This is a genomic window from Pseudomonas sp. SAS7 (assembly GCF_052112345.1).
Lineage (GTDB): Bacteria > Pseudomonadota > Gammaproteobacteria > Pseudomonadales > Pseudomonadaceae > Aquipseudomonas > Aquipseudomonas putida_Q.
In genome coordinates this window covers 147,991-167,011 of the sequence record NZ_JBEGGO010000006.1, presented here as the reverse complement: position 1 = coordinate 167,011, position 19,021 = coordinate 147,991, and the positions used below count along the sequence as shown (strand labels likewise).

The 19,021-nt window shown below is 64.3% G+C and carries 17 protein-coding genes; 12 read left to right on the top strand and 5 right to left on the bottom strand.

Annotated elements, in window-relative coordinates:
• The first annotated feature begins 12 nt into the window (after positions 1–12).
• The 9 genes from ABI582_RS12055 (at position 13) to ABI582_RS12015 (ending at position 9,311) form a co-directional block, all read left to right on the top strand.
• Positions 13–630: an NUDIX domain-containing protein gene (locus ABI582_RS12055; protein WP_016501906.1), complete on the top strand. Its 618-nt coding sequence runs from the start codon at positions 13–15 to the stop codon at positions 628–630.
• Positions 621–1,073: a DUF1249 domain-containing protein gene (locus ABI582_RS12050; protein WP_016501905.1), complete on the top strand. Its 453-nt coding sequence runs from the start codon at positions 621–623 to the stop codon at positions 1,071–1,073. Before ABI582_RS12055 ends, ABI582_RS12050 begins: the two co-directional genes overlap by 10 nt.
• A gap of 1 nt (position 1,074) precedes the next feature.
• On the top strand, positions 1,075–1,872 hold the full coding sequence (gene cpdA, locus ABI582_RS12045) for a 3',5'-cyclic-AMP phosphodiesterase (protein ID WP_442119280.1): 798 nt from the start codon (positions 1,075–1,077) through the stop codon (positions 1,870–1,872).
• A 241-nt stretch (positions 1,873–2,113) separates the two neighbouring features.
• On the top strand, positions 2,114–2,722 hold the full coding sequence (locus ABI582_RS12040; RefSeq protein ID WP_442119279.1) for a YqiA/YcfP family alpha/beta fold hydrolase: 609 nt from the start codon (positions 2,114–2,116) through the stop codon (positions 2,720–2,722).
• 35 nt (positions 2,723–2,757) lie between these two features.
• Positions 2,758–4,662 carry a DNA topoisomerase IV subunit B gene (gene parE / locus ABI582_RS12035; RefSeq protein ID WP_016501902.1) on the top strand — a complete coding sequence of 635 codons (1,905 nt, stop codon included), beginning with the start codon at positions 2,758–2,760 and terminating at the stop codon, positions 4,660–4,662.
• Positions 4,659–5,645 (top strand): esterase-like activity of phytase family protein, encoded by a 987-nt coding sequence (locus tag ABI582_RS12030; RefSeq protein ID WP_442119278.1) that lies wholly within the window; start codon positions 4,659–4,661, stop codon positions 5,643–5,645. Before parE ends, ABI582_RS12030 begins: the two co-directional genes overlap by 4 nt.
• On the top strand, positions 5,642–6,160 hold the full coding sequence (locus tag ABI582_RS12025; RefSeq protein WP_338745416.1) for a retropepsin-like aspartic protease family protein: 519 nt from the start codon (positions 5,642–5,644) through the stop codon (positions 6,158–6,160). The genes ABI582_RS12030 and ABI582_RS12025 overlap by 4 nt, the downstream gene beginning before the upstream one ends.
• A gap of 10 nt (positions 6,161–6,170) precedes the next feature.
• Positions 6,171–8,429, top strand: coding sequence for a DNA topoisomerase IV subunit A (gene parC / locus ABI582_RS12020; RefSeq protein WP_258654180.1), 2,259 nt, complete (start codon positions 6,171–6,173; stop codon positions 8,427–8,429).
• 171 nt (positions 8,430–8,600) lie between these two features.
• Positions 8,601–9,311 (top strand): PqiC family protein, encoded by a 711-nt coding sequence (locus tag ABI582_RS12015; RefSeq protein ID WP_258654179.1) that lies wholly within the window; start codon positions 8,601–8,603, stop codon positions 9,309–9,311.
• A gap of 109 nt (positions 9,312–9,420) precedes the next feature.
• On the opposite strand, the gene ABI582_RS12010 is transcribed toward ABI582_RS12015, so the two are convergent.
• Complete coding sequence (locus ABI582_RS12010) at positions 9,421–10,878, bottom strand: histidine kinase (protein WP_442119277.1); 1,458 nt, start codon at positions 10,876–10,878, stop codon at positions 9,421–9,423.
• Between the two features lie 134 nt (positions 10,879–11,012).
• On the opposite strand from ABI582_RS12010, the gene serB reads away from it, so the two are divergent.
• Positions 11,013–12,227, top strand: coding sequence for a phosphoserine phosphatase SerB (serB, locus tag ABI582_RS12005; protein ID WP_442119276.1), 1,215 nt, complete (start codon positions 11,013–11,015; stop codon positions 12,225–12,227).
• 299 nt (positions 12,228–12,526) lie between these two features.
• Here the strand turns inward: serB and asd are convergent, their stop codons facing one another.
• From asd to ABI582_RS11990, 3 genes are read right to left on the bottom strand one after another with little or no spacing between them, the layout of a single operon-like run.
• Complete coding sequence (asd, locus tag ABI582_RS12000; RefSeq protein WP_442119275.1) at positions 12,527–13,390, bottom strand: archaetidylserine decarboxylase; 864 nt, start codon at positions 13,388–13,390, stop codon at positions 12,527–12,529.
• Positions 13,391–13,399: 9 nt separating this feature from the next.
• A complete protein-coding gene (locus ABI582_RS11995) occupies positions 13,400–14,209 on the bottom strand; it encodes a rhodanese-like domain-containing protein (RefSeq protein ID WP_442119274.1) in 810 nt (269 codons plus the stop codon).
• Positions 14,210–14,253: 44 nt separating this feature from the next.
• Complete coding sequence (locus ABI582_RS11990; protein WP_442119273.1) at positions 14,254–15,789, bottom strand: HDOD domain-containing protein; 1,536 nt, start codon at positions 15,787–15,789, stop codon at positions 14,254–14,256.
• Positions 15,790–15,919: 130 nt separating this feature from the next.
• Here ABI582_RS11990 and motA point away from each other — a divergent pair, with 130 nt between their 5' ends.
• Together motA and motB are read left to right on the top strand one after the other, a co-directional pair.
• Positions 15,920–16,771: a flagellar motor stator protein MotA gene (gene motA, locus ABI582_RS11985; protein ID WP_016489455.1), complete on the top strand. Its 852-nt coding sequence runs from the start codon at positions 15,920–15,922 to the stop codon at positions 16,769–16,771.
• A gap of 3 nt (positions 16,772–16,774) precedes the next feature.
• A complete protein-coding gene (gene motB, locus ABI582_RS11980; protein WP_442119272.1) occupies positions 16,775–17,827 on the top strand; it encodes a flagellar motor protein MotB in 1,053 nt (350 codons plus the stop codon).
• Positions 17,828–17,980: 153 nt separating this feature from the next.
• On the opposite strand, the gene rsgA is transcribed toward motB, so the two are convergent.
• The gene (gene rsgA / locus ABI582_RS11975) at positions 17,981–19,012 is read right to left on the bottom strand and encodes a small ribosomal subunit biogenesis GTPase RsgA (RefSeq protein ID WP_016501891.1); all 1,032 of its coding nucleotides are present in this window, start codon (positions 19,010–19,012) and stop codon (positions 17,981–17,983) included.
• Between the last annotated feature and the right edge of the window lie 9 nt (positions 19,013–19,021).

Below are 19,021 nucleotides of genomic sequence, written 5' to 3'. Positions count from 1 at the left end.
ACGAGGATTTCCATGTCAGACACGTTGAATTCGGTGCCCAAGGCGGTCGAGATCGTCAAGCGGGCCAACTGCTTCCAGGGCTTCTACAAGCTCGACAAGGTGCACCTGCGCCACGAGCTGTTTGCCGGTGGCATGGGCCGCGAGATAAGCCGCGAACTGTTTGTGCGCCATGATGCGGTGTGTGTGCTGCCTTACGACCCGTTGCGCGATGAAGTGGTGCTGATCGAGCAGTTTCGCGTCGGCGCACTGGACAAGGTCGCCAACCCCTGGCTGATCGAGATGGTTGCCGGGCTGATCGACAAGGATGAGCAACCCGAGGAAGTCGCCCACCGCGAAGCCGAGGAAGAAGCCGGCCTGACGTTCAGCGCCCTGTGGCCGATGACCCGCTACTTCCCGTCGCCGGGCGGCAGTGACGAGTACGTTCACCTGTTCCTTGGCCGATGCAGCAGCGAGGGCGCGGGCGGGCTGCATGGCCTGGAAGAAGAGGGCGAAGACATCCGCGTGCGCGTGTGGTCGTTCGAGGATGCCCTGCAGGCGGTGCGCGACGGGCGCATCTGCAACGCGGCGACTATCATCGGCTTGCAATGGCTGGCGCTGAACCGTGACGAAGTACGAGGTATGTGGAAGTGAACCTGCTGCGCGAGCGCTATCGAGTCGACCTGGTCGGGCTGCAGGCTGCCTGCGAGGCCAACTACGCCCGGCTGATGCGCCTGTTGCCCGACATGCGTACCACCCAGAGCTCGCGCCGCATCGGCATGACCCAGGGCGACCAGATGCTCGGCGTGCTGGTACTGGACGTGGTGCTGGCCTGCCCGTACACCACCACCCTGCATGTGCGTCAGGAGCACAGCCTGCCATGGCTGCCGGTGCCGCACCTGGAAGTGCAGGTGTACCATGATGCACGCATGGCCGAAGTGGTCAGTGCCGAACACACCCGGCGCCTGCGCAGTATCTACCCGTATCCGAATGAGGCCATGCACCAGCCGGACGAAAAGGCCCAGCTCAACCTGTTCCTCGGTGAATGGCTGAGCCACTGCCTGGCTTGTGGCCACGAATTGGCAAGCGTTCGCTGACATGTACCCAGACAACACGCGCCCTGTTCATGTGGTGCAACTGACCGACGCCCATCTTTTCGCCGACCCGGCCGGCAGCATGCTGGGCCTCAATACCCGTGACAGCCTGCGCCATGTGGTGGCCCAGGTGCGGCGCGAGCAACCGCTTGTCGACTTGCTGTTGTGCACGGGTGACCTGTCCCAGGACGCCAGCGTTGCCTCTTATGAAGCGTTCCGGGATCTGACTGCGCCGTTTGCCGTGCCCACCCGCTGGTTGCCGGGCAACCATGACGAGGCCCGGGTCATGGCCGAAGTGGCCCCGGAGCTTGTGCAAGCGGTAACCGATATTGGTGCCTGGCGTATTGTCATGCTCAACACGGCGGTACATGGCGCGACACACGGTCTGCTGGAGCGTGACCAGTTGGCAGTGCTGGAAACCGCCTTGAAAGGGGCGGGTGAACGGCATTGCCTTGTGTGTTTCCACCATCAGCCGGTGGACATCGGCTGCGCCTGGATCGCGCCGATAGGCTTGCGCAATGCCCAGGCCCTGTTCGACATCGTCGGGGCTTATCCACAGGTGCGGGCGCTGCTGTGGGGGCATGTGCATCAGGAATGGGATGAGCTGCGCGAGGGCCGGCGCCTGCTGGCCACGCCTTCGACCTGTATTCAGTTCGCGGCACGCAGCGAAGACTTCAAAGTGAGCGAGGAGCAGCCCGGGTACCGCTGGTTGCGCCTGCACGCCGACGGGCGGTTGGAAACCGGAGTGGAGCGGGCGCTGGATTTCGATGTGAAGCTCGACTTCGATAGCCCAGGTTATTGAGGATCTTGGGGCTGCTGCGCAGCCCTTTCGCGACACAAGGCCGCTCCCACAGGAGATCGCGAATCCCTGTGGGAGCGGCCTTGTGCCGCGAAAGGGGCGCAGAGCGCTCCCGGTACTTTCAAGTCTGTTGAAGAATGTGTTGCTAAAACCACGGTGCGGCGCCAAAACCCGGCGAACGCGCTACACTGCGCGTCCCTGCGCCCGCATCATCAGGCGCGAAGCCACAGATTCCGGGGGCAGCATGTCGGGTTCCATCCTCTATATCCATGGCTTCAACAGCTCGCCGCTTTCAACCAAGGCGCGCCAGCTCGAAGCCGTGATGCAGCAACTGGGCCTGTCGGCCCAGCTACGTGTGCCCGCCTTGCATCACCACCCGCGGCAGGCCATCGCCCAGCTTGAAGCTGCCATCGCCGACCTGGGCGCGCCACTGCTGGTGGGCAGTTCGCTCGGCGGCTACTATGCCACCCATCTGGCCGAGCGCCATGGCCTCAAGGCCCTGTTGGTGAACCCGGCGGTAACGCCGCACAAGCATTTTGACGGCTACCTGGGCACTCAGCGCAATCACTACAGCGGTGAAACCTGGGAGCTGACCCACGACCACGTACAGGCCTTGGCCGAGCTGGAAGTGCCGGCCCCGGTAGATGCCAGCCGCTATCAAGTGTGGCTGCAGACGGCCGATGAAACCCTGGACTATCGCCATGCCGAGCGCTATTACCGTGCATGTGCGCTGCGTATACAGGCTGGCGGCGACCACAGCTTCCAGGGCTTCGCCGAGCGCCTGCCGGCTTTGCTGGCGTTTGCCGGTATTGCTCGCGGGCAGTATGCGGCGCTCGATTTTTCTGTATTTTGACTTTTTTGCACTCACCAGACTGACGACGAGACCCTATGGCCAATCCCAGCGCTAGCGCCTATAACGCAGACGCCATCGAAGTCCTCTCGGGCCTTGACCCGGTCCGCAAGCGGCCGGGCATGTACACCGATACCAGCCGCCCCAACCACCTGGCCCAGGAAGTCATCGACAACAGTGTCGACGAAGCCCTGGCTGGCCACGCCCGTTCGGTGCAGGTCATCCTGCATGCCGACCATTCGCTGGAGGTCAGCGACGATGGCCGTGGCATGCCGGTGGACATCCACCCGGAAGAGGGCGTGTCCGGGGTCGAGCTGATCCTTACCAAGCTGCATGCCGGCGGCAAGTTTTCCAACAAGAACTACCAGTTCTCCGGTGGTTTGCACGGTGTGGGTATCTCGGTGGTCAACGCCCTGTCCACCCAGGTGCGCGTGCGCGTCAAACGTGACGGCAACGAATACCAGATGACCTTCGCCGATGGCTTCAAGGCCAGCGAGCTGGAAGTGGTCGGCTCGGTCGGCAAGCGCAACACCGGCACCAGCGTGTACTTCAGCCCCGACCCCAAGTACTTCGACTCGCCCAAGTTCTCCATCAGCCGCCTCAAGCATGTGCTCAAGGCCAAGGCCGTACTGTGCCCGGGCCTGCTGGTCAGCTTCGAAGACAAGGCCAGCGGCGAGAAGGTCGAGTGGCACTATGAAGACGGCCTGCGTTCGTACCTGGTCGATGCGGTCAGCGAGTTCCAGCGCCTGCCTGACGAGCCGTTCTGCGGCAGCCTGGCGGGCAACAAGGAAGCCGCAGACTGGGCCTTGCTGTGGTTGCCAGAAGGTGGCGACAGCGTGCAGGAAAGCTACGTCAACCTGATCCCCACCGCGCAGGGCGGTACCCATGTCAACGGCCTGCGTCAGGGCCTGCTGGATGCCATGCGCGAGTTCTGCGAGTTCCGCAATCTGCTGCCGCGTGGCGTGAAGCTGGCGCCAGAGGACATCTGGGAGCGCATCTCTTTCGTGCTCTCGATGAAAATGCAGGAGCCGCAGTTCTCCGGGCAGACCAAAGAGCGCCTGTCGTCGCGCGAGGCGGCTGCCTTTGTTTCCGGCGTGGTCAAGGACGCCTTCAGCCTGTGGCTGAACGCCCACCCCGAGCTGGGCATGCAACTGGCCGAGCTGGCCATCAGCAACGCCGGGCGCCGCCTCAAGGCCAGCAAGAAGGTTGAGCGCAAGCGCATTACCCAGGGCCCGGCGCTGCCGGGCAAGCTGGCCGATTGCGCTGGCCAGGACCCGATGCGGGCCGAGCTGTTCCTGGTCGAGGGTGACTCGGCGGGTGGCTCGGCCAAGCAGGCACGGGACAAGGAGTACCAGGCGATCCTGCCGCTGCGCGGCAAGATCCTCAACACCTGGGAAGTGGACGGTGGCGAAGTCCTGGCCAGTCAGGAGGTGCACAACATCGCCGTGGCCATCGGTGTCGACCCGGGTGCCACAGACCTGGCGCAACTGCGCTACGGCAAAGTCTGCATCCTCGCCGACGCCGACTCCGACGGCCTGCACATCGCCACATTGCTGTGCGCGCTGTTCGTCCAGCACTTCCGGGCGCTGGTCGAAGCCGGGCATGTGTACGTGGCCATGCCGCCGCTGTACCGCATCGACCTGGGCAAGGAAATCTACTACGCCCTCGACGAAGCCGAGCGTGACGGCATCCTCGACCGCCTGGTGGCCGAGAAGAAGCGCGGCAAGCCACAGGTGACCCGCTTCAAGGGTTTGGGCGAGATGAACCCGCCACAGCTGCGTGAAACCACCATGGACCCGAACACCCGGCGCCTGGTGCAGCTGACCCTGGACGACGTTGAGGCCACCTGCGAACTGATGGACAAGCTGCTGGCCAAGAAGCGCGCCGGTGACCGCAAGAGCTGGCTGGAGACCAAAGGCAACCTGGCCGAGGTCATGGTTTGATTCGGCAAGTACTTGCCGTTTGCCTTGCGCTGGTTACCTTGCCTGCCCTGGCGGGTAACTGGCCGGAGCTGAAGCTCAGTGCCGAGCACCCGATAGACGGCATGCGTGGTGGCAACCTGTCTGGCCTGGTGGAATGCCGGGGCGGGCTGTGGGGCGTGTCCGACCGCGACGACGACCGCATCTACCGCTTCGACCAGCAAAAACCGGCCTGGCGCGCGCAACCGCTGACCTTTACCCCGCCACCGCCGCCGGAAAGCGGCCTGCCGTGGGGCCTCAAGTCACGCAATTGGGCGGCGTCGTACATTCGCGGGGGCGAGCTGGATTTCGAAGGCATCACCTGTGACCAGGCGGGTAACCTGTACCTGGCCAGCGAAGCCCATGCCGCCGTGTTGCAGTTACCGCTGGAAGGCGAGCCGGACTGGCTGAAGATCGACCCGGCCATGGTGCGCCAGGCCCGTGCCAGCGGCATGCTGCTGAACTTCAATGCTTTGTTCGAAGGCTTGGCGATCAACCCGGCGGGCGATCGCCTGTGGCTGGCCGCAGAGCGCGAGCGCCGTGGCCTGGTGGCCATCGAACGCCAGCAGTCGGTGTGGACTTGCGGGCGCAGCTGTGTGCTGCTGAGCGAGGCCGGGGTCGAGATGCAGCCGGCGCAAATGCCCGATGCCCGGGCACTGTCGCGTGATTTTGCCGACCTGGCCTGGTTCGAGGGCAAGCTGTTCACCCTCGAACGCAATGCCTACCGGGTCTGCCGGCGTGATACCGACAGCGGCAAGGTAGAGCGCTGCTGGTCGTTTGCTGCCGACGCCTTGGTCGAGGCCCGCCGTTACCCGCAACCGTTCGGCCTGGCCGAAGCCCTTGTGATCGATGCCAAGGGCGCCTGGATCGGCCTGGACAACAACAACGGCGCCCGCGCCGATGGCGAAACGCGCCCGATCGTCTGGCGCTTTGATGCACCGGAAGGTGGCTGGAGCGCCAAGTCATGAGCCAGGCGCCGGGCAAACGGGCGGGCAGGGTGCTGATGGTCCTCGCCTGGGCGGCCGCGATGTTCCTTGCCACGCGCTTTTTCGGCCAGTGGGAAGACAGCCAGCGCAACCCCAATGCCCAGGTGCAATCCGAACACGGCGAGGGCTTTGTCGAAGTGCGCCTGCTGGGCAACGGCCAGGGCCACTTCATGGTGGATGGCGCCATCAACGGCCAGGCGGTGCATTTCATGCTCGACACCGGCGCCACCGATGTGGCGATCCCCGAGGCGTTGGCCCGTGACCTGAACCTTGAGCGCGGCAGCCCGGTGCTGCTCAGCACCGCCAATGGCCGCGCCGAAGGCTACCGCACGCGCCTGGCCAGCCTGCAACTGGGCGATATCCGCCTGCAGGACGTGCGCGCCACCGTGGTGCCGGGGCTGGACGGGCAAACCGTATTGCTGGGCATGAGTGCCCTGAAACAACTTGAATTTACCCAGCGTGGCGGCACCATGCTGCTACGCCAGAACCTGAAATGACGAGGCCCGCATGAGCGACTCACTGGAACTCAGCCTGGACGGCGTCGAACGCCGCTCGCTGGCTGACTTCACCGAACAGGCCTACCTCAACTATTCCATGTACGTGATCATGGACCGCGCCTTGCCGCACATCGGCGATGGCCTGAAGCCGGTGCAGCGACGCATCGTCTATGCCATGAGCGAGTTGGGGCTCGATGCCGATGCCAAGCACAAGAAGTCGGCGCGTACCGTCGGTGACGTGCTCGGCAAGTTCCACCCCCACGGCGACTCGGCCTGCTACGAGGCCATGGTGCTGATGGCGCAACCGTTCAGCTACCGCTATACCCTGGTCGACGGCCAGGGTAACTGGGGTGCGCCGGACGATCCGAAGTCGTTCGCCGCCATGCGTTATACCGAGGCGCGTTTGTCGCGCTACGCCGAAGTGCTGCTCAGCGAAGTTGGCCAAGGCACCGTGGACTGGGTACCGAACTTTGACGGTACCCTGCAGGAGCCGGCCGTGCTGCCGGCGCGCCTGCCCAACATCCTGCTCAACGGGACCACCGGTATCGCCGTGGGCATGGCCACCGACGTGCCGCCGCACAACCTGCGTGAAGTGGCCAGCGCCTGCGTGCGCCTGCTCGACGAGCCCAAGGCCACCATCGAGCAATTGTGCGAACACATCCAGGGGCCGGATTACCCCACCGAGGCGGAAATCATCACGCCACGGGCAGAAATCCTCAAGATGTACGAAAGCGGCCGCGGCTCGATCCGCATGCGTGCCGTTTACCGCGTCGAGGATGGCGACATCGTTGTGACTGCGCTGCCGCACCAGGTCTCCGGGGCCAAGGTGCTGGAGCAGATCGCTGCACAGATGCAGGCCAAGAAACTGCCGATGGTGGCGGACCTGCGTGACGAATCCGACCACGAGAACCCGTGCCGCATCGTCATCATCCCGCGCTCCAACCGTGTGGATGCCGACGAACTGATGCAGCACCTGTTCGCCACCACCGACCTGGAGAGCAGCTACCGGGTCAACGTCAATATCATTGGCCTGGACGGCCGCCCGCAGTTGAAGAACCTGCGTGCGATATTGGTGGAGTGGCTGGAGTTTCGCACCAACACTGTCCGCCGCCGGCTGCAGCATCGCCTGGACAAAGTGGAGCGGCGCTTGCACCTGCTGGATGGTTTGCTCACCGCATTCCTCAATCTGGATGAAGTGATCCACATCATCCGTACCGAGGAGCACCCCAAGCAGGCCCTGATTGCCCGCTTCGAGCTGAGCGAAATCCAGGCCGAGTACATCCTCGAGACCCGGCTGCGTCAGCTGGCGCGCCTGGAAGAGATGAAAATCCGCGGCGAGCAGGACGAACTGCTCAAGGAACAAGCCAAGCTGCAGGCGCTGCTGGGCAGCGAGGCCAAGCTGCGCAAGCTGGTGCGCAGCGAACTGATCAAGGATGCCGAAACCTACGGCGACGCGCGCCGTTCGCCAATCGTCGAGCGCGTCGAAGCCAAGGCCCTGTCGGAAAACGAGCTGATGCCGACCGAGCCGGTCACCGTGGTGCTGTCGGAGAAGGGCTGGGTGCGTTGCGCCAAAGGCCACGACATCGACGCTACCGGCTTGTCGTACAAGGCCGGCGATGGCTTCAAGGCTGCCGCAGCCGGGCGTTCCAACCAGTTTGCCGTACTCATCGACTCTACGGGCCGCAGCTACTCGGTGGCGGCTCACAGCTTGCCCTCGGCACGTGGTCAGGGCGAGCCGCTGACCGGCCGCCTGACGCCGCCGCCTGGCGCCACCTTCGAGTGCGTGCTGTTGCCGGAGGACGACGCGCTGTACGTGGTTGCCTCGGATGCGGGCTACGGCTTCGTGGTCAAGGGTGAAGACTTGCAGGCCAAGAACAAGGCAGGCAAGGGTTTGCTCAGCCTGCCCAACGGGGCCAAGGTCATGACCCCGCGCCCGGTGGCCAATCGCGAGCAGGACTGGCTGGCAGCGGTGACCACCGAAGGCCGCCTGCTGGTGTTCAAGGTCAGCGACTTGCCGCAGCTGGGCAAGGGCAAGGGTAACAAGATCATTGGCGTGCCGGGCGACCGGGTAGCCAGCCGTGAAGAATTTGTCACCGATTTGGCAGTGATTGCTGACGGCGCGACCCTTGTATTGCAAGCCGGCAAGCGTACCCTGTCTCTGAAAGCGGACGATCTTGAGCACTACAAGGGCGAGCGCGGACGGCGAGGCAGCAAGCTGCCGCGCGGCTTCCAGCGCGTCGATGGGTTGCAGGTGGAAGTGCCGGCGTAACGGCAGAAATGTCTGGAACGGCAATTTCAGCGCCGTTCCGGGCAGAAATGCTGGAGTCGGACGGTTATTTCGCGGATGATATGGCCCTTGCGGTGCCGGCGTGGCCGTGTGCCCGATTGAATCTACATGTATCACTGCGGTGTGCCTTATGGCGGCCGCCTGGATGGGATGATGAAATTTCTGCGCCTTCCATTTGCGCTGTTGATGACTGGCCTGCTGGGCCTTGGCGGGTGCACCATGCATCAGCCGGTTGCCCTGTATCAGCTCGACAGTGGTGATCCTGGCCAGCCGTCGCAGAGTGCGGGCATGGCCGTGGTACTCGGCCCGGTATCGGTGGCCGATTACCTGCAGCGTGAGACATTCCTGCAGCGTCAGACCGACGGCAGCCTGAGCGCGGCGACTGACGGCCGCTGGGCGGGTAGCCTTTCGTCGGATATCGACCAGCTGCTGGTGCGTCAACTTGCCTGGCGCCTGGACAGCCAGCGCGTGGTGCTGGCGCCGGCGACCGCTGGCTTCAGCCCGGACGTGCAGGTGCTGTTGTCGATCACGCGCCTGGACTCGGGGAAAAACCAGCCGGCCATCCTGGATGCCCAGTGGCGTCTGCTGGATCGCCGTGGCCACGTGCGTGACAACCGTATCGTTCACCTCGAGCAGCCGCACGAGGGCAGCGAGTCATCGCAGGTTCAGGCCCAGGGCCAACTGCTGCAAAAGCTGGCCGAACAGCTGAGCACAGCGGTCAAGCCGCTGGCCAACCAGCCGGCGATTGCCGAAGAAGCACCGAAAAAGCCCGCTGCACCGGTGCAGGTCAAGAAGGGGCCGGAGAAATCCAGGATCCCGATGGCCTCGCCGATTCGCACCGACATGGAAGTTTATCGGTTCTGATCGAACTGACACCCACAAAAAAGCCCGCATCTCTGCGGGCTTTTTTGTATCCAAAGGATAGATGCGGCCTTTGTGGGAGCGGGCGCGCCCGCTCCCACAGGGGGAACTGTCAGGCGCGGCGCTCGTGCATGCGGGCCAGCTGGCGCTCCAGCATCGACGGGTAAGGCTCCATCAAGCGTTCCACGCAGCAGGCACCCTCAGGGCTGGCAATCGGGCGAATGCGGGCGCGCTGGCGAATCAGCGCGTCATCGCTGATCTGCCGCTCCACCAGCAACAGGTTGCGGCTGTGCTGCGACAGCGCCAGGGCATCCTGGACCTTTTCGGCCATCAGCAGGTCCACCAGCTCCAGCCCTTGCAGGTCGTTGCCCAGGACCAGGCCCAGTTGCAGCTGAAGGGTGATGCCGCTGTCGGCCACTTCGATCTGCAGGGCATGGCCCAGGGCGCGCAGCAGCTCGCCGCAGCAGATGGCGTTGGTCAGGTAGTCCTCGCCACAGTCGCGGCTGTGGAACAGCACCAGGGTGCTGCCGTCGTTGAGCGTGTGGGTTTCACCGTCGTAGAGCGAGGCAGCATGCTCCAGGCAATCGCGGTAGCGGTCAGTCAGCTCGGTCAGGCGTGTACGCGGCAGGCGGCGCAGTTGTTCCTGTGAGCCCAGTTGCACGGCAAGTACGGCGCTGTACTGCGGCTCGTCAGATTCGACCGGGGCGGCTTTGGGTGCACTGTCGTCGTCCAGCAGGCCGGCAAAGGCTTCGTCATCATCGTCCTCGGCCAATGCGGCAACCTTGGGGCGCGGGGCAGCCTTGGGGGCCGGCGCTGCGTCGTGGAAGTCGTCGAAATGCTCGTCGTCCTCTTCCTCCAGCTCTGGCTCCGGCGGTGGCGGTGGGGCCAGGCGCGCGTGCAGCTGGCGGGCGATGTCGCCGATCTCGTCCTGGCGGTCGGTGGCCGGGGTGTGGGGCTGCGGGTCACGCAGCCACACCCGCAACTGCAGCAGCGGCAGGGTGATGTAGCGGCCCTGTCGCAGGCTCAGGCTAAGGGCCAGTGCCAGCAGGATGGCCGCCATGATACCCATGCTCTGCAGGCTGATCAGCATCGGCTGCTGGAACTGGCTCATGTCCAGGCTGATGCGCAGTTGCCCGGCCGTCACGTCCTGGAAGGTGATCTTGGTCTGGTACAGGCCCTCGGCTTCGCCCAGCAGGCTGTTGCGCGGGCGCTGGCCGGCCTCGGCGAGGATGCGGTTGTCCACGCTGTAGATGGCCGCGTGGGCCACCAGCGGGTTTTTCACCAGGTTGCCCAGCAGCACGTTGAGACTGAGGATGTCGTTGGACACCAGCAACTCGGTCGCCGAGGTGGCGGTCTGGGTGGTCAGGCTCTGGCCAAGGGCATCAGCCTGCTCGTGCATGGCCTGCTTGAACTGCAGGCCCATCACGCAGGCATAGATCACCAGCGCCAGCGCGACCAGGAAGATGTTGGTGCAAGCGATGCGCAATGCCAGCGGCACGCGACGTTGACTCAGGGCACGATAGATCATCAGGAAGAAATTGTCTGGTTTGACGGGCGTGGGCCGGTTCACTGAGCTCGGCTCTTAATGGCAGAAAGTGTGGGGCAGTATAGCGACCCGGGTTTTGTCGGCAAAGTATCGTTGGCGCCCGATGGTCACGGAAAATCGGTAGAATGCGCATTTTTCATCGAAGTCGGAGCCAGGTTGTGCGCGAAATCGTCCTGATCAACATCACCGGTGAGGACCGTCCCGGTCTCACTGCGGCTATCACCGGCGTCCTGCTGCAGGGCGGTGTGAGCATCCTCGACATCGGCCTGGCGGTCATGCACGGCACTTTGTCGTTCGGTATCCTGGTCGACATCCCGGACAACGAAGTGGCTACCGCCCTGCTGCAAAGCGTGCAGGCCAAGGCCCATGAACTGAACCTGCAGGCCCGCTACACGCCGATTTCCGAGGCGGACTACCAGCACTGGGCTGACGGCCAGGGCGAGGCGCGCCACATCGTCACCCTGCTCAGCCGCAAGATCACCCCCGAGCAACTGCAGCGGGTGAGTGCGGTGATAAGCCAGTACGGCCTGACCATCGAGCGTATCGAGCGTCTGTCGGCGCGTGTGGCGCTGGATGCCGAAACCGAAAAGGGCAAAGCGGCCATCGAAATCTCCGTGCGCGGCGCGCCGAGCGATGCCCAGGCCCTGCGTGCCGACTTCTTTGCCCTGGCCGAAGCGCTGAGCATCGACATCGCCTTCCAGAAGGACGACCTGTTCCGCCGCAACCGCCGCCTGGCGGTGTTCGACATGGACTCGACGCTGATCGAAGCCGAAGTCATCGACGAACTGGCCAAGGCGGCCGGCGTGGGTGAGCAGGTGGCGGCCATCACCGAGCGCGCCATGCGCGGTGAGCTGGACTTCCGCGCCAGCTTCAAGGAGCGCATGGCGCTGCTCAAGGGCCTGGATGTGGGTGTGCTGGACGAAATCGGTGCCTCGCTGCGCCTGACCGAGGGTGCCGAAAACCTGTTCGCCGAGCTCAAGCGCCTGGGTTACAAGACCGCGATCCTGTCCGGTGGCTTTACCTACTTTGCCCGCCAGGTGCAGGCGCGCCTGGGTATCGACTATGTGTTCGCCAACGAGCTGGAAGTGGTCGACGGCAAGGTGACCGGTGTGGCTGTCGAGCCGATCGTCGATGCTCAGCGCAAGGCCGAGCTGCTGCAACAGCTGGCCAGTGAAGAAGGCTTGCAGCTGGAGCAGACCATCGCCGTGGGTGACGGCGCCAACGACCTGCCGATGCTGTCGCTGGCCGGCCTGGGCGTAGCGTTCCGCGCCAAGCCGCTGGTACGCCAGTCGGCCAAGCAGGCGATTTCCACCCTGGGGCTGGATGGTGTGCTGTACCTGTTGGGCCTGCGCGACCGCGACGCTCGCGGCTAGTTTGCCGTTGTATTTTCAGCGCCTGTGAGACCGAGCGCCGCCCGCGCGGCGCTTCGCAGCACAAGGCTGCTCCTACATCTGTTTCTGGCCAGTCAAGCCTGTACCAGCGCACGCGACCGCCTTGTTTGTCCCACGCGACATCGAGGCGGACGCCAAGGAACCGCGCGCCTTCCCCTCAGAAATCATTGGCCCGAAACAAATGTAGGAGCAGCCTTGTGCTGCGAAGCGCCGCGCGGGCGGCGCTCGATATCACAGGCGCTGGAGAACACGCGCCGATCACCTCGAAGCAAAAAACACGGTCAAGCCGGTACAGGCGCCGCCAACAGCTGCCCCATACGCACTGCAGAACCAGCGCCCAGGTTCTCAGCCCACTTCACCTGCTCCGGCCCGAACAGCACGATGGCGGTCGAGCCCAGCTTGAAGCGGCCCAGCTCGGCACCTTTCTCCAGGTGGATCGGCGCGCGGCTGGCTTCGTCGTAACGGAAGGTCTTCAGCTCACGCTTGGGTGGCGTGACCAGCCCGGCCCACACGGTTTCGATCGAGGCGACGATCATCGCACCCACCAGTACCACGGCCATCGGCCCGCGCTCGGTGTCGAACAGGCAGACCACGCGCTCGTTGCGGGCGAACAGCTCGGGAACGTTCTCTGCAGTGGTCTGGTTGACCGAGAACAGACGGCCCGGCACATAGACCATTTCGCGCAGGGTGCCGGCCAGCGGCATGTGCACGCGGTGGTAGTCCTTGGGCGAAAGGTAGATGGTGGCAAACTCGCCGCCCATGAACGGCGCTGCCATGGCCGGGTCACCGCCCAGCAGCTCTTGCGCGCTGAAGCCGTGGCCCTTGGCCTGGAAGATGCGGCCGTGCTCGATCGGGCCGAGCTGGCTGACGGCGCCGTCGGCCGGGCACAGGATGGCCCCCGGGGTTTCGTCCAGCGGGCGGGCACCCGGCTTCAGGGCGCGGGTGAAGAACGCATTGAAGTGCTCGTAGGCGCTCAAGTCCTCGACCAGCGCTTCAGACATGTTGACCTGGTAGCGCTTGGCGAACCAGGCGGTGAAGGCATTCTTGAACCAGCGCGCGCGGCACTCGGCGATGCAGCCGGCCAGCCGCGACAGCAGGTGGTGCGGCAGCAGGTACTGGCTGATGATGAACAAACGGGATTTCATGCAGGTTCCTTAAACTTCTACAGGCGTGTCCGGGTGGTTGCCCCATTCGCTCCACGAGCCGGCGTAAGCCTTGACGCGTGGGTAGCCGAGGGCCTTGGCCACCAGATAAGTGAAGCCGGAGCGGCGGTGGGTCTGGCAGTGGGTGATCACTTCCTTGTCAGGGGTGATGCCCAATTGCTCAAGGACCTGTTTGATGTCATGGCGAATGCGCAAGTGGTCGTTGAGGTCCATGCCGGCGGTCCACTCGAAGTTGATCGCGCCGGGAATGTGCCCGCCCTTGGCAGCCAATACCTTCTCGCCGCTGAATTCCTGCGGGCCGCGGGCGTCCCAGATGACCAGGTCATCGGCGCCCAGGCGGCTTTGCAGGTACTCGCGGGTGGCAGTGGGTGCGTTGTCGATACGCAGGTGCACCGGGCTGTTGACGCTGGCGGGCACGTCGGTGGACAGCGTGTCTGCCGGCCAGGCCTGGATACCGCCATTGAGGTAGTGATAGGCCTTGTGACCAATCACGTCGAGCAGCCAGATGAAGCGCCCGGCCCAGCCCCCGCCTTCATCGTCATACACCACATAGACAGCGTCGTCGCGGTGGCCGAGTTCGCTGAACAGTTTTTCCAGTTCGCCCAGGGACGGCAGCAGGCCGGGCGCTGGAGGCTGGCCAAGCTGGGTACGCTTGCCCTCGACAAAGCGTGCGCCGGGGATATGCCCGCTGACATAGCGGTTGGCACTGCTCAGGTCGACCAGGATCAACTGTGGCGAACCCAGGCGTGGCAGCAGGTCCGCGGCTTCGATCACCAGGGGCAGGCCGGAAAAGTCAGTCATCCACGGTCTCCAGTGTGGAAAGAGGGGCGATTGTAGCGCAAGGCTCAGCCCTTGCGGTTGGCAAACACCGACAGTGCCCGCTCGGTGCATTGTGCAGTCTTGCCGAAGGCCTGCACGCTGATATCGGCCAAAGGCCGGCAGCCCTGGTCGGCCACCATCAGCATCAGCACCTGGTCGTTCACCGCCAGCGAGCGCAGCAGCACGTGCTCGCTGCGGAACAGCGCACGCAGCGGGGCAGGCAGCAGGGCCGAAAACTGGCTGTGGTTTTCCGGGGTAATGCGCAGTTGCCCGGCCTGGGCCATCAGCTTTTGCAGCAGCTTGTTTTGCGACACCTGCAGGGCCAGGGCTGCGGCCTCTTTGGGCAAGCCGGCGGTCTGCTGCACGCGCAGGTAGTCGCTGGTCTTGTCCAGGCTCAGCAGCATAAGGCGTTGCATGCCGCAGGCCAGCAGGGCTTCGCGGACCTGGGTGGCCAGATGCACGGTATTGGTGAACGGGCTTGGCTGGGCCAGCAGGTCCTGGCACAGCTTGCGCCAACGCGCCAGGTCGTCGCTGCTGGGCGGTGGCGGTGCCAGCATGTCCGGGTGCGGGCGGCGCTGGTGCCAGGGCCAGATCAGTGCTTCAGCCGGGTGGAACAGGGCATGCCTGGCGTGGCGGCGGGCGCTGGCGGCAGCTTGTTGGTGCACTTGCTGCTGCACGTCTTCCAGCGAGGTCTGCAGGTACAGCGCCGTCAGCAGTTGCCAGCGCAGCAGGTGCGGGTTGTCCCAGCCTACTTGCGCCGCCAGCGCAAGGTTGTTGGCCAGCAGCACGGTGTTGGCCGGCTGATTGAACCAGCGGCGCAGGCCGGGCTCGGCATCCAGGCGGTGTTGCTGGCTCAGCAGGTCTTCGTCGCGGGCGATGCTCAGCACCTGGGCCAGTTGTTCGCGTTCTTCCAGCAGCAGGCGGTAACCCTGGGTTACCCACTGCGGCAGGCGCCAGTACTCCGCCATGGTCTGGCACAGCGCCATGATGCGCACGCCAAACAGCTCTTCCTCTACCTGGGCGGCGTCCTCGCCTTTGTGGATAACCCGCAGCTCCCAGGTATCGAGCAGCTTGGGGTAGGCCAGTGCCAACGGCCATAGTGGTGACAGGAACAGCAGGCTGCCCCAGTGGATTTCCTGCCACAGCCGCGCCAGGCGGCTGGCGAACAGGCCGCTGGCCTGCTGCGAGGCGTGCTGGCTGATCAGCTGGAACTGGCTGAGCACGGGCGGGATTTCTTCGACCGGCAGCGAGGGCAGGCGCTTGAGCAGTTGCTCACTGCGCTCCAGGCCCAGGCGGTTGAGGGCGACCTCCAGGCTTTCGGCGGGCTCGGCCTGGCTGGCGTTGGTGGGGTGATTGGCTTCGCGCATCACCGATAGCACCAGTGCCGGGCTATCCTGCATCAGTTCGGCGATGTCGCGCAGCGAGCGGCGGCTATCGTGGATGGCGGCCATGACCCGGTCGTAGCTGTGCTTCGGCACGGGGATGCGAACACTCTCCAGCAGCTTTACCCAGGCTTCTAGCGTACGCGGGGCCTGAGCGGGCACCTTGGTTTCAATTGGCATTTTGACATCAGTCCGAACTGGCTTTTCGCATTGAGTGGCTATAGTCTGGCGCAGTTCTGCCGATAAGTAGAAGAAGAGTTTTAAAGCTCCCGTCTCTTCCCCTGACCACGACAGCAAGTGCTTTGAACCTATGGCTAAAATTATCGGCATCATCGTCGTATTCGCGAGCGTGCTCGGCGGCTACGTGCTCTCCCACGGCAAGATCGCAGCGCTCATCCAGCCGTTCGAAGTACTGATCATCGGCGGTGCGGCCTTTGGTGCATTCCTGCAGGCCAACCCTGGCCACATGACCATGCACGTCATCAAGAAGTCGATGAAAATGTTCGGCTCGCGCTTCACCCATGCCTATTACCTGGAGGTGCTGGGCCTGGTGTACGAGATCCTCAACAAGAGCCGTCGCGAAGGCATGATGGCCATCGAGGCCGACATCGAGGACGCCGCCGCCAGCCCGATCTTCGCCAAGTACCCGACGGTACTGGCCGACGAGCGCATGACCGCGTTTGTCTGCGACTACCTGCGCATCATGTCCACCGGCAACATGGCCCCGCACGAACTCGAGGGCCTGTTCGACATGGAGCTGCTGAGCATGAAGGAAGAGCTGGAGCACCCGTCCCATGCGGTGACCGGCATCGCTGACGGCATGCCTGGTTTTGGTATTGTCGCGGCGGTACTGGGTATCGTGGTGACCATGGCCTCGCTGGGCGAGGGTGACCAGGCGGCCATCGGCATGCACGTGGGTGCGGCGCTGGTGGGTACCTTCTTCGGTATTCTGGCTGCCTACGGCTTCTTCGGGCCGTTGGCCAAGTGCCTGGAGCACGATGCCAAGGAAGAGCTGAACCTCTACGAATCGATCAAGGCTTCGCTGGTTGCCTCGGCCTCGGGCATGCCACCTTCGCTGGCCGTGGAGTTCGGGCGCAAGGTGCTGTACCCCATGCATCGCCCAAGTTTCGCCGAGCTGGAACAAGCGGTTCGCGGTCGCTGAGTCATGGAAAACAATCAGCCCATCATCGTAAAGCGCGTCAAGCGCTTTGGCGGCGGCCACCACGGCGGCGCCTGGAAAATCGCGTTTGCCGACTTTGCTACGGCAATGATGGCGTTCTTCCTGGTGCTGTGGCTGATGTCCACGGCCACGCCGGAGCAGAAGATTGCCATTGCTGGCTACTTCAAGGACCCAATCGGCTTCTCGGAAAGCGGCACGCCCTATGTCATCGACCTGGGCGGCTCGCCTGAACTGGCGCCGGAGAAAACCATCAACCCGGAAGTGAAATCCGAGCCGATGCCCGAGAGCACGACCCAGCTGAGCAAGGACCAGGTCGAGACCATGGCCGAGCAGGTGGAGCGCGAGCGCCTGGAGTTGTTGCTGCAGGAACTGCAGAACAAGGTGGAAGAAAACCCGCAGCTGCAGAAGTTCAAGGACCAGATCCTGTTCGAAATTACCCAGGACGGGCTGCGCATCCAGATCATGGATGCCGAGAACCGGCCGATGTTCGACATCGGCAGTGCCCGCTTGCAGCCCTACTTTGAAGACATCCTGCTGGCCATGGCCGACACCATCAAGGCGGTGCCGAACAAGGTCAGCATCAGTGGCCACACCGATGCCAAGCCGTATGCCGGCAGTGGTGAGTTCGGCAACTGGGAACTGTCGGCCAACCGTGCCAACGCTGCGCGCCGTGCGCTGGTGGCCGGTGGTTACCCGGACGGGCAGGTGGCGCGGGTGGTGGGTTACGCCTCGTCATCGCTGTTCGACCGCAAGGACCCGTTCAACCCGGTCAACCGCCGTATCGATATCATCGTGCTGACCAAGAAGGCCCAGCGCAATATCGAGGGTGAGCAGGGTGAGCAGGGTGAGCAGGGTGCGCCCGAAGCGCCGGCCGCCGACCCTGCTGCACCGCCAGCCACTGGCGCTGCGCCAGGGGCTGGCGCACCGCAAGCCCCCGGGGCAACTGAGCAGGCACCGATGCAACCGCGTGAGCTGCGCCAGAAGCTGAACATCTTTGAAGATGGCACGCTGAAGATGGATGAGGCCAAGGAGCAGTAAGCCTTGCTCGGTACTGTAGGAGCGGCCTTGCGCCGCGAAAGGGCCGCGCAGCGGCCCCCGCAATAAATGCCACGAAGTTGAATCTGGGGCCGCGTTGCGGCCCTTTCGCGGCGCAAGGCCGCTCCTACAAGGACCGCGTAAGGCTCACAACGATCAGTAGCTGTCTTCTGTCAGGCTGGCGATGATCGAGCGGTAGCTGTTCATGCGTTGCGGCTTGATGCGCCCCTCGTCCAGTGCCTTGAGCAGCGCGCAGCCCGGTTCGCGGTCATGCTTGCAGTCGCGGAAGCGGCAGGTGCCGAACAGGTCGCGGAACTCGATGAAGCCATCTTCCACGTCGTCGCGGCTGACATGGCCGAGGCCGAACTCGCGGATGCCCGGCGAGTCGATCAGGTCACCGCCGTTAGGGAAGTGGTACAGCCGCGCCGTGGTGGTGGTGTGAGTACCTTGGCCCGACCATTCCGACAGGTCGCCGACACGGGTGCCGGCATCTGGCAGCAGGCTGTTGACCAGCGACGACTTGCCCACCCCCGACTGGCCGACGAACACACTGATGTGGCCGTCGAGTTGCTGTTGCAGGCGCTGCATGCCGTCACCCTGGTGTGCCGATACTTCCAGCAGCGGGTAGCCCAGTTCACGGTAGACTTCCAGCAGCGCATGCAGCCCGGGGCCATTCTCGTCGTTGATCAGGTCGGCCTTGTTCAGCAGCAGCAGCGGGCGCAGGCCAGCGTGCTCGGCAGCTACCAGGTAGCGGTCGATCAGGTTCGGGTGCGGCTCGGGGGCAGGGGCGAACACGATCACGATCAGGTCGACGTTGGCGGCCACCGGCTTGAGTTGGCCGTGGTTGTTAGGCCGGCACAGCTCGGTGCTGCGCGGCATCTGCGCCACGATTACGCCGATGCCCTGGTTACCCGCACGCCACACGACACGGTCGCCAGTGACCAGCGCCGGCAGGTTGGCGCGCAAATGGCAGCGGAACACCTGGCCTGCGGTTTCGCCATCCTGGGCTTCGACCTCTACCTGCACGCCAAAGTGCGCGATCACCAGGCCCAGTTGCTCTGGCCCCAGGTCGCCGCCTTCCAGTTCCTGCAGCGCATGCTGCTCGCGTTTGGCGGCGCGAGCGGCGCGCTCGCCCTGGATTTTTTCGATCCGCCAGTTCTGGCGGCGATTGAGCTGGCGTTTGGCCATGAAGGTACC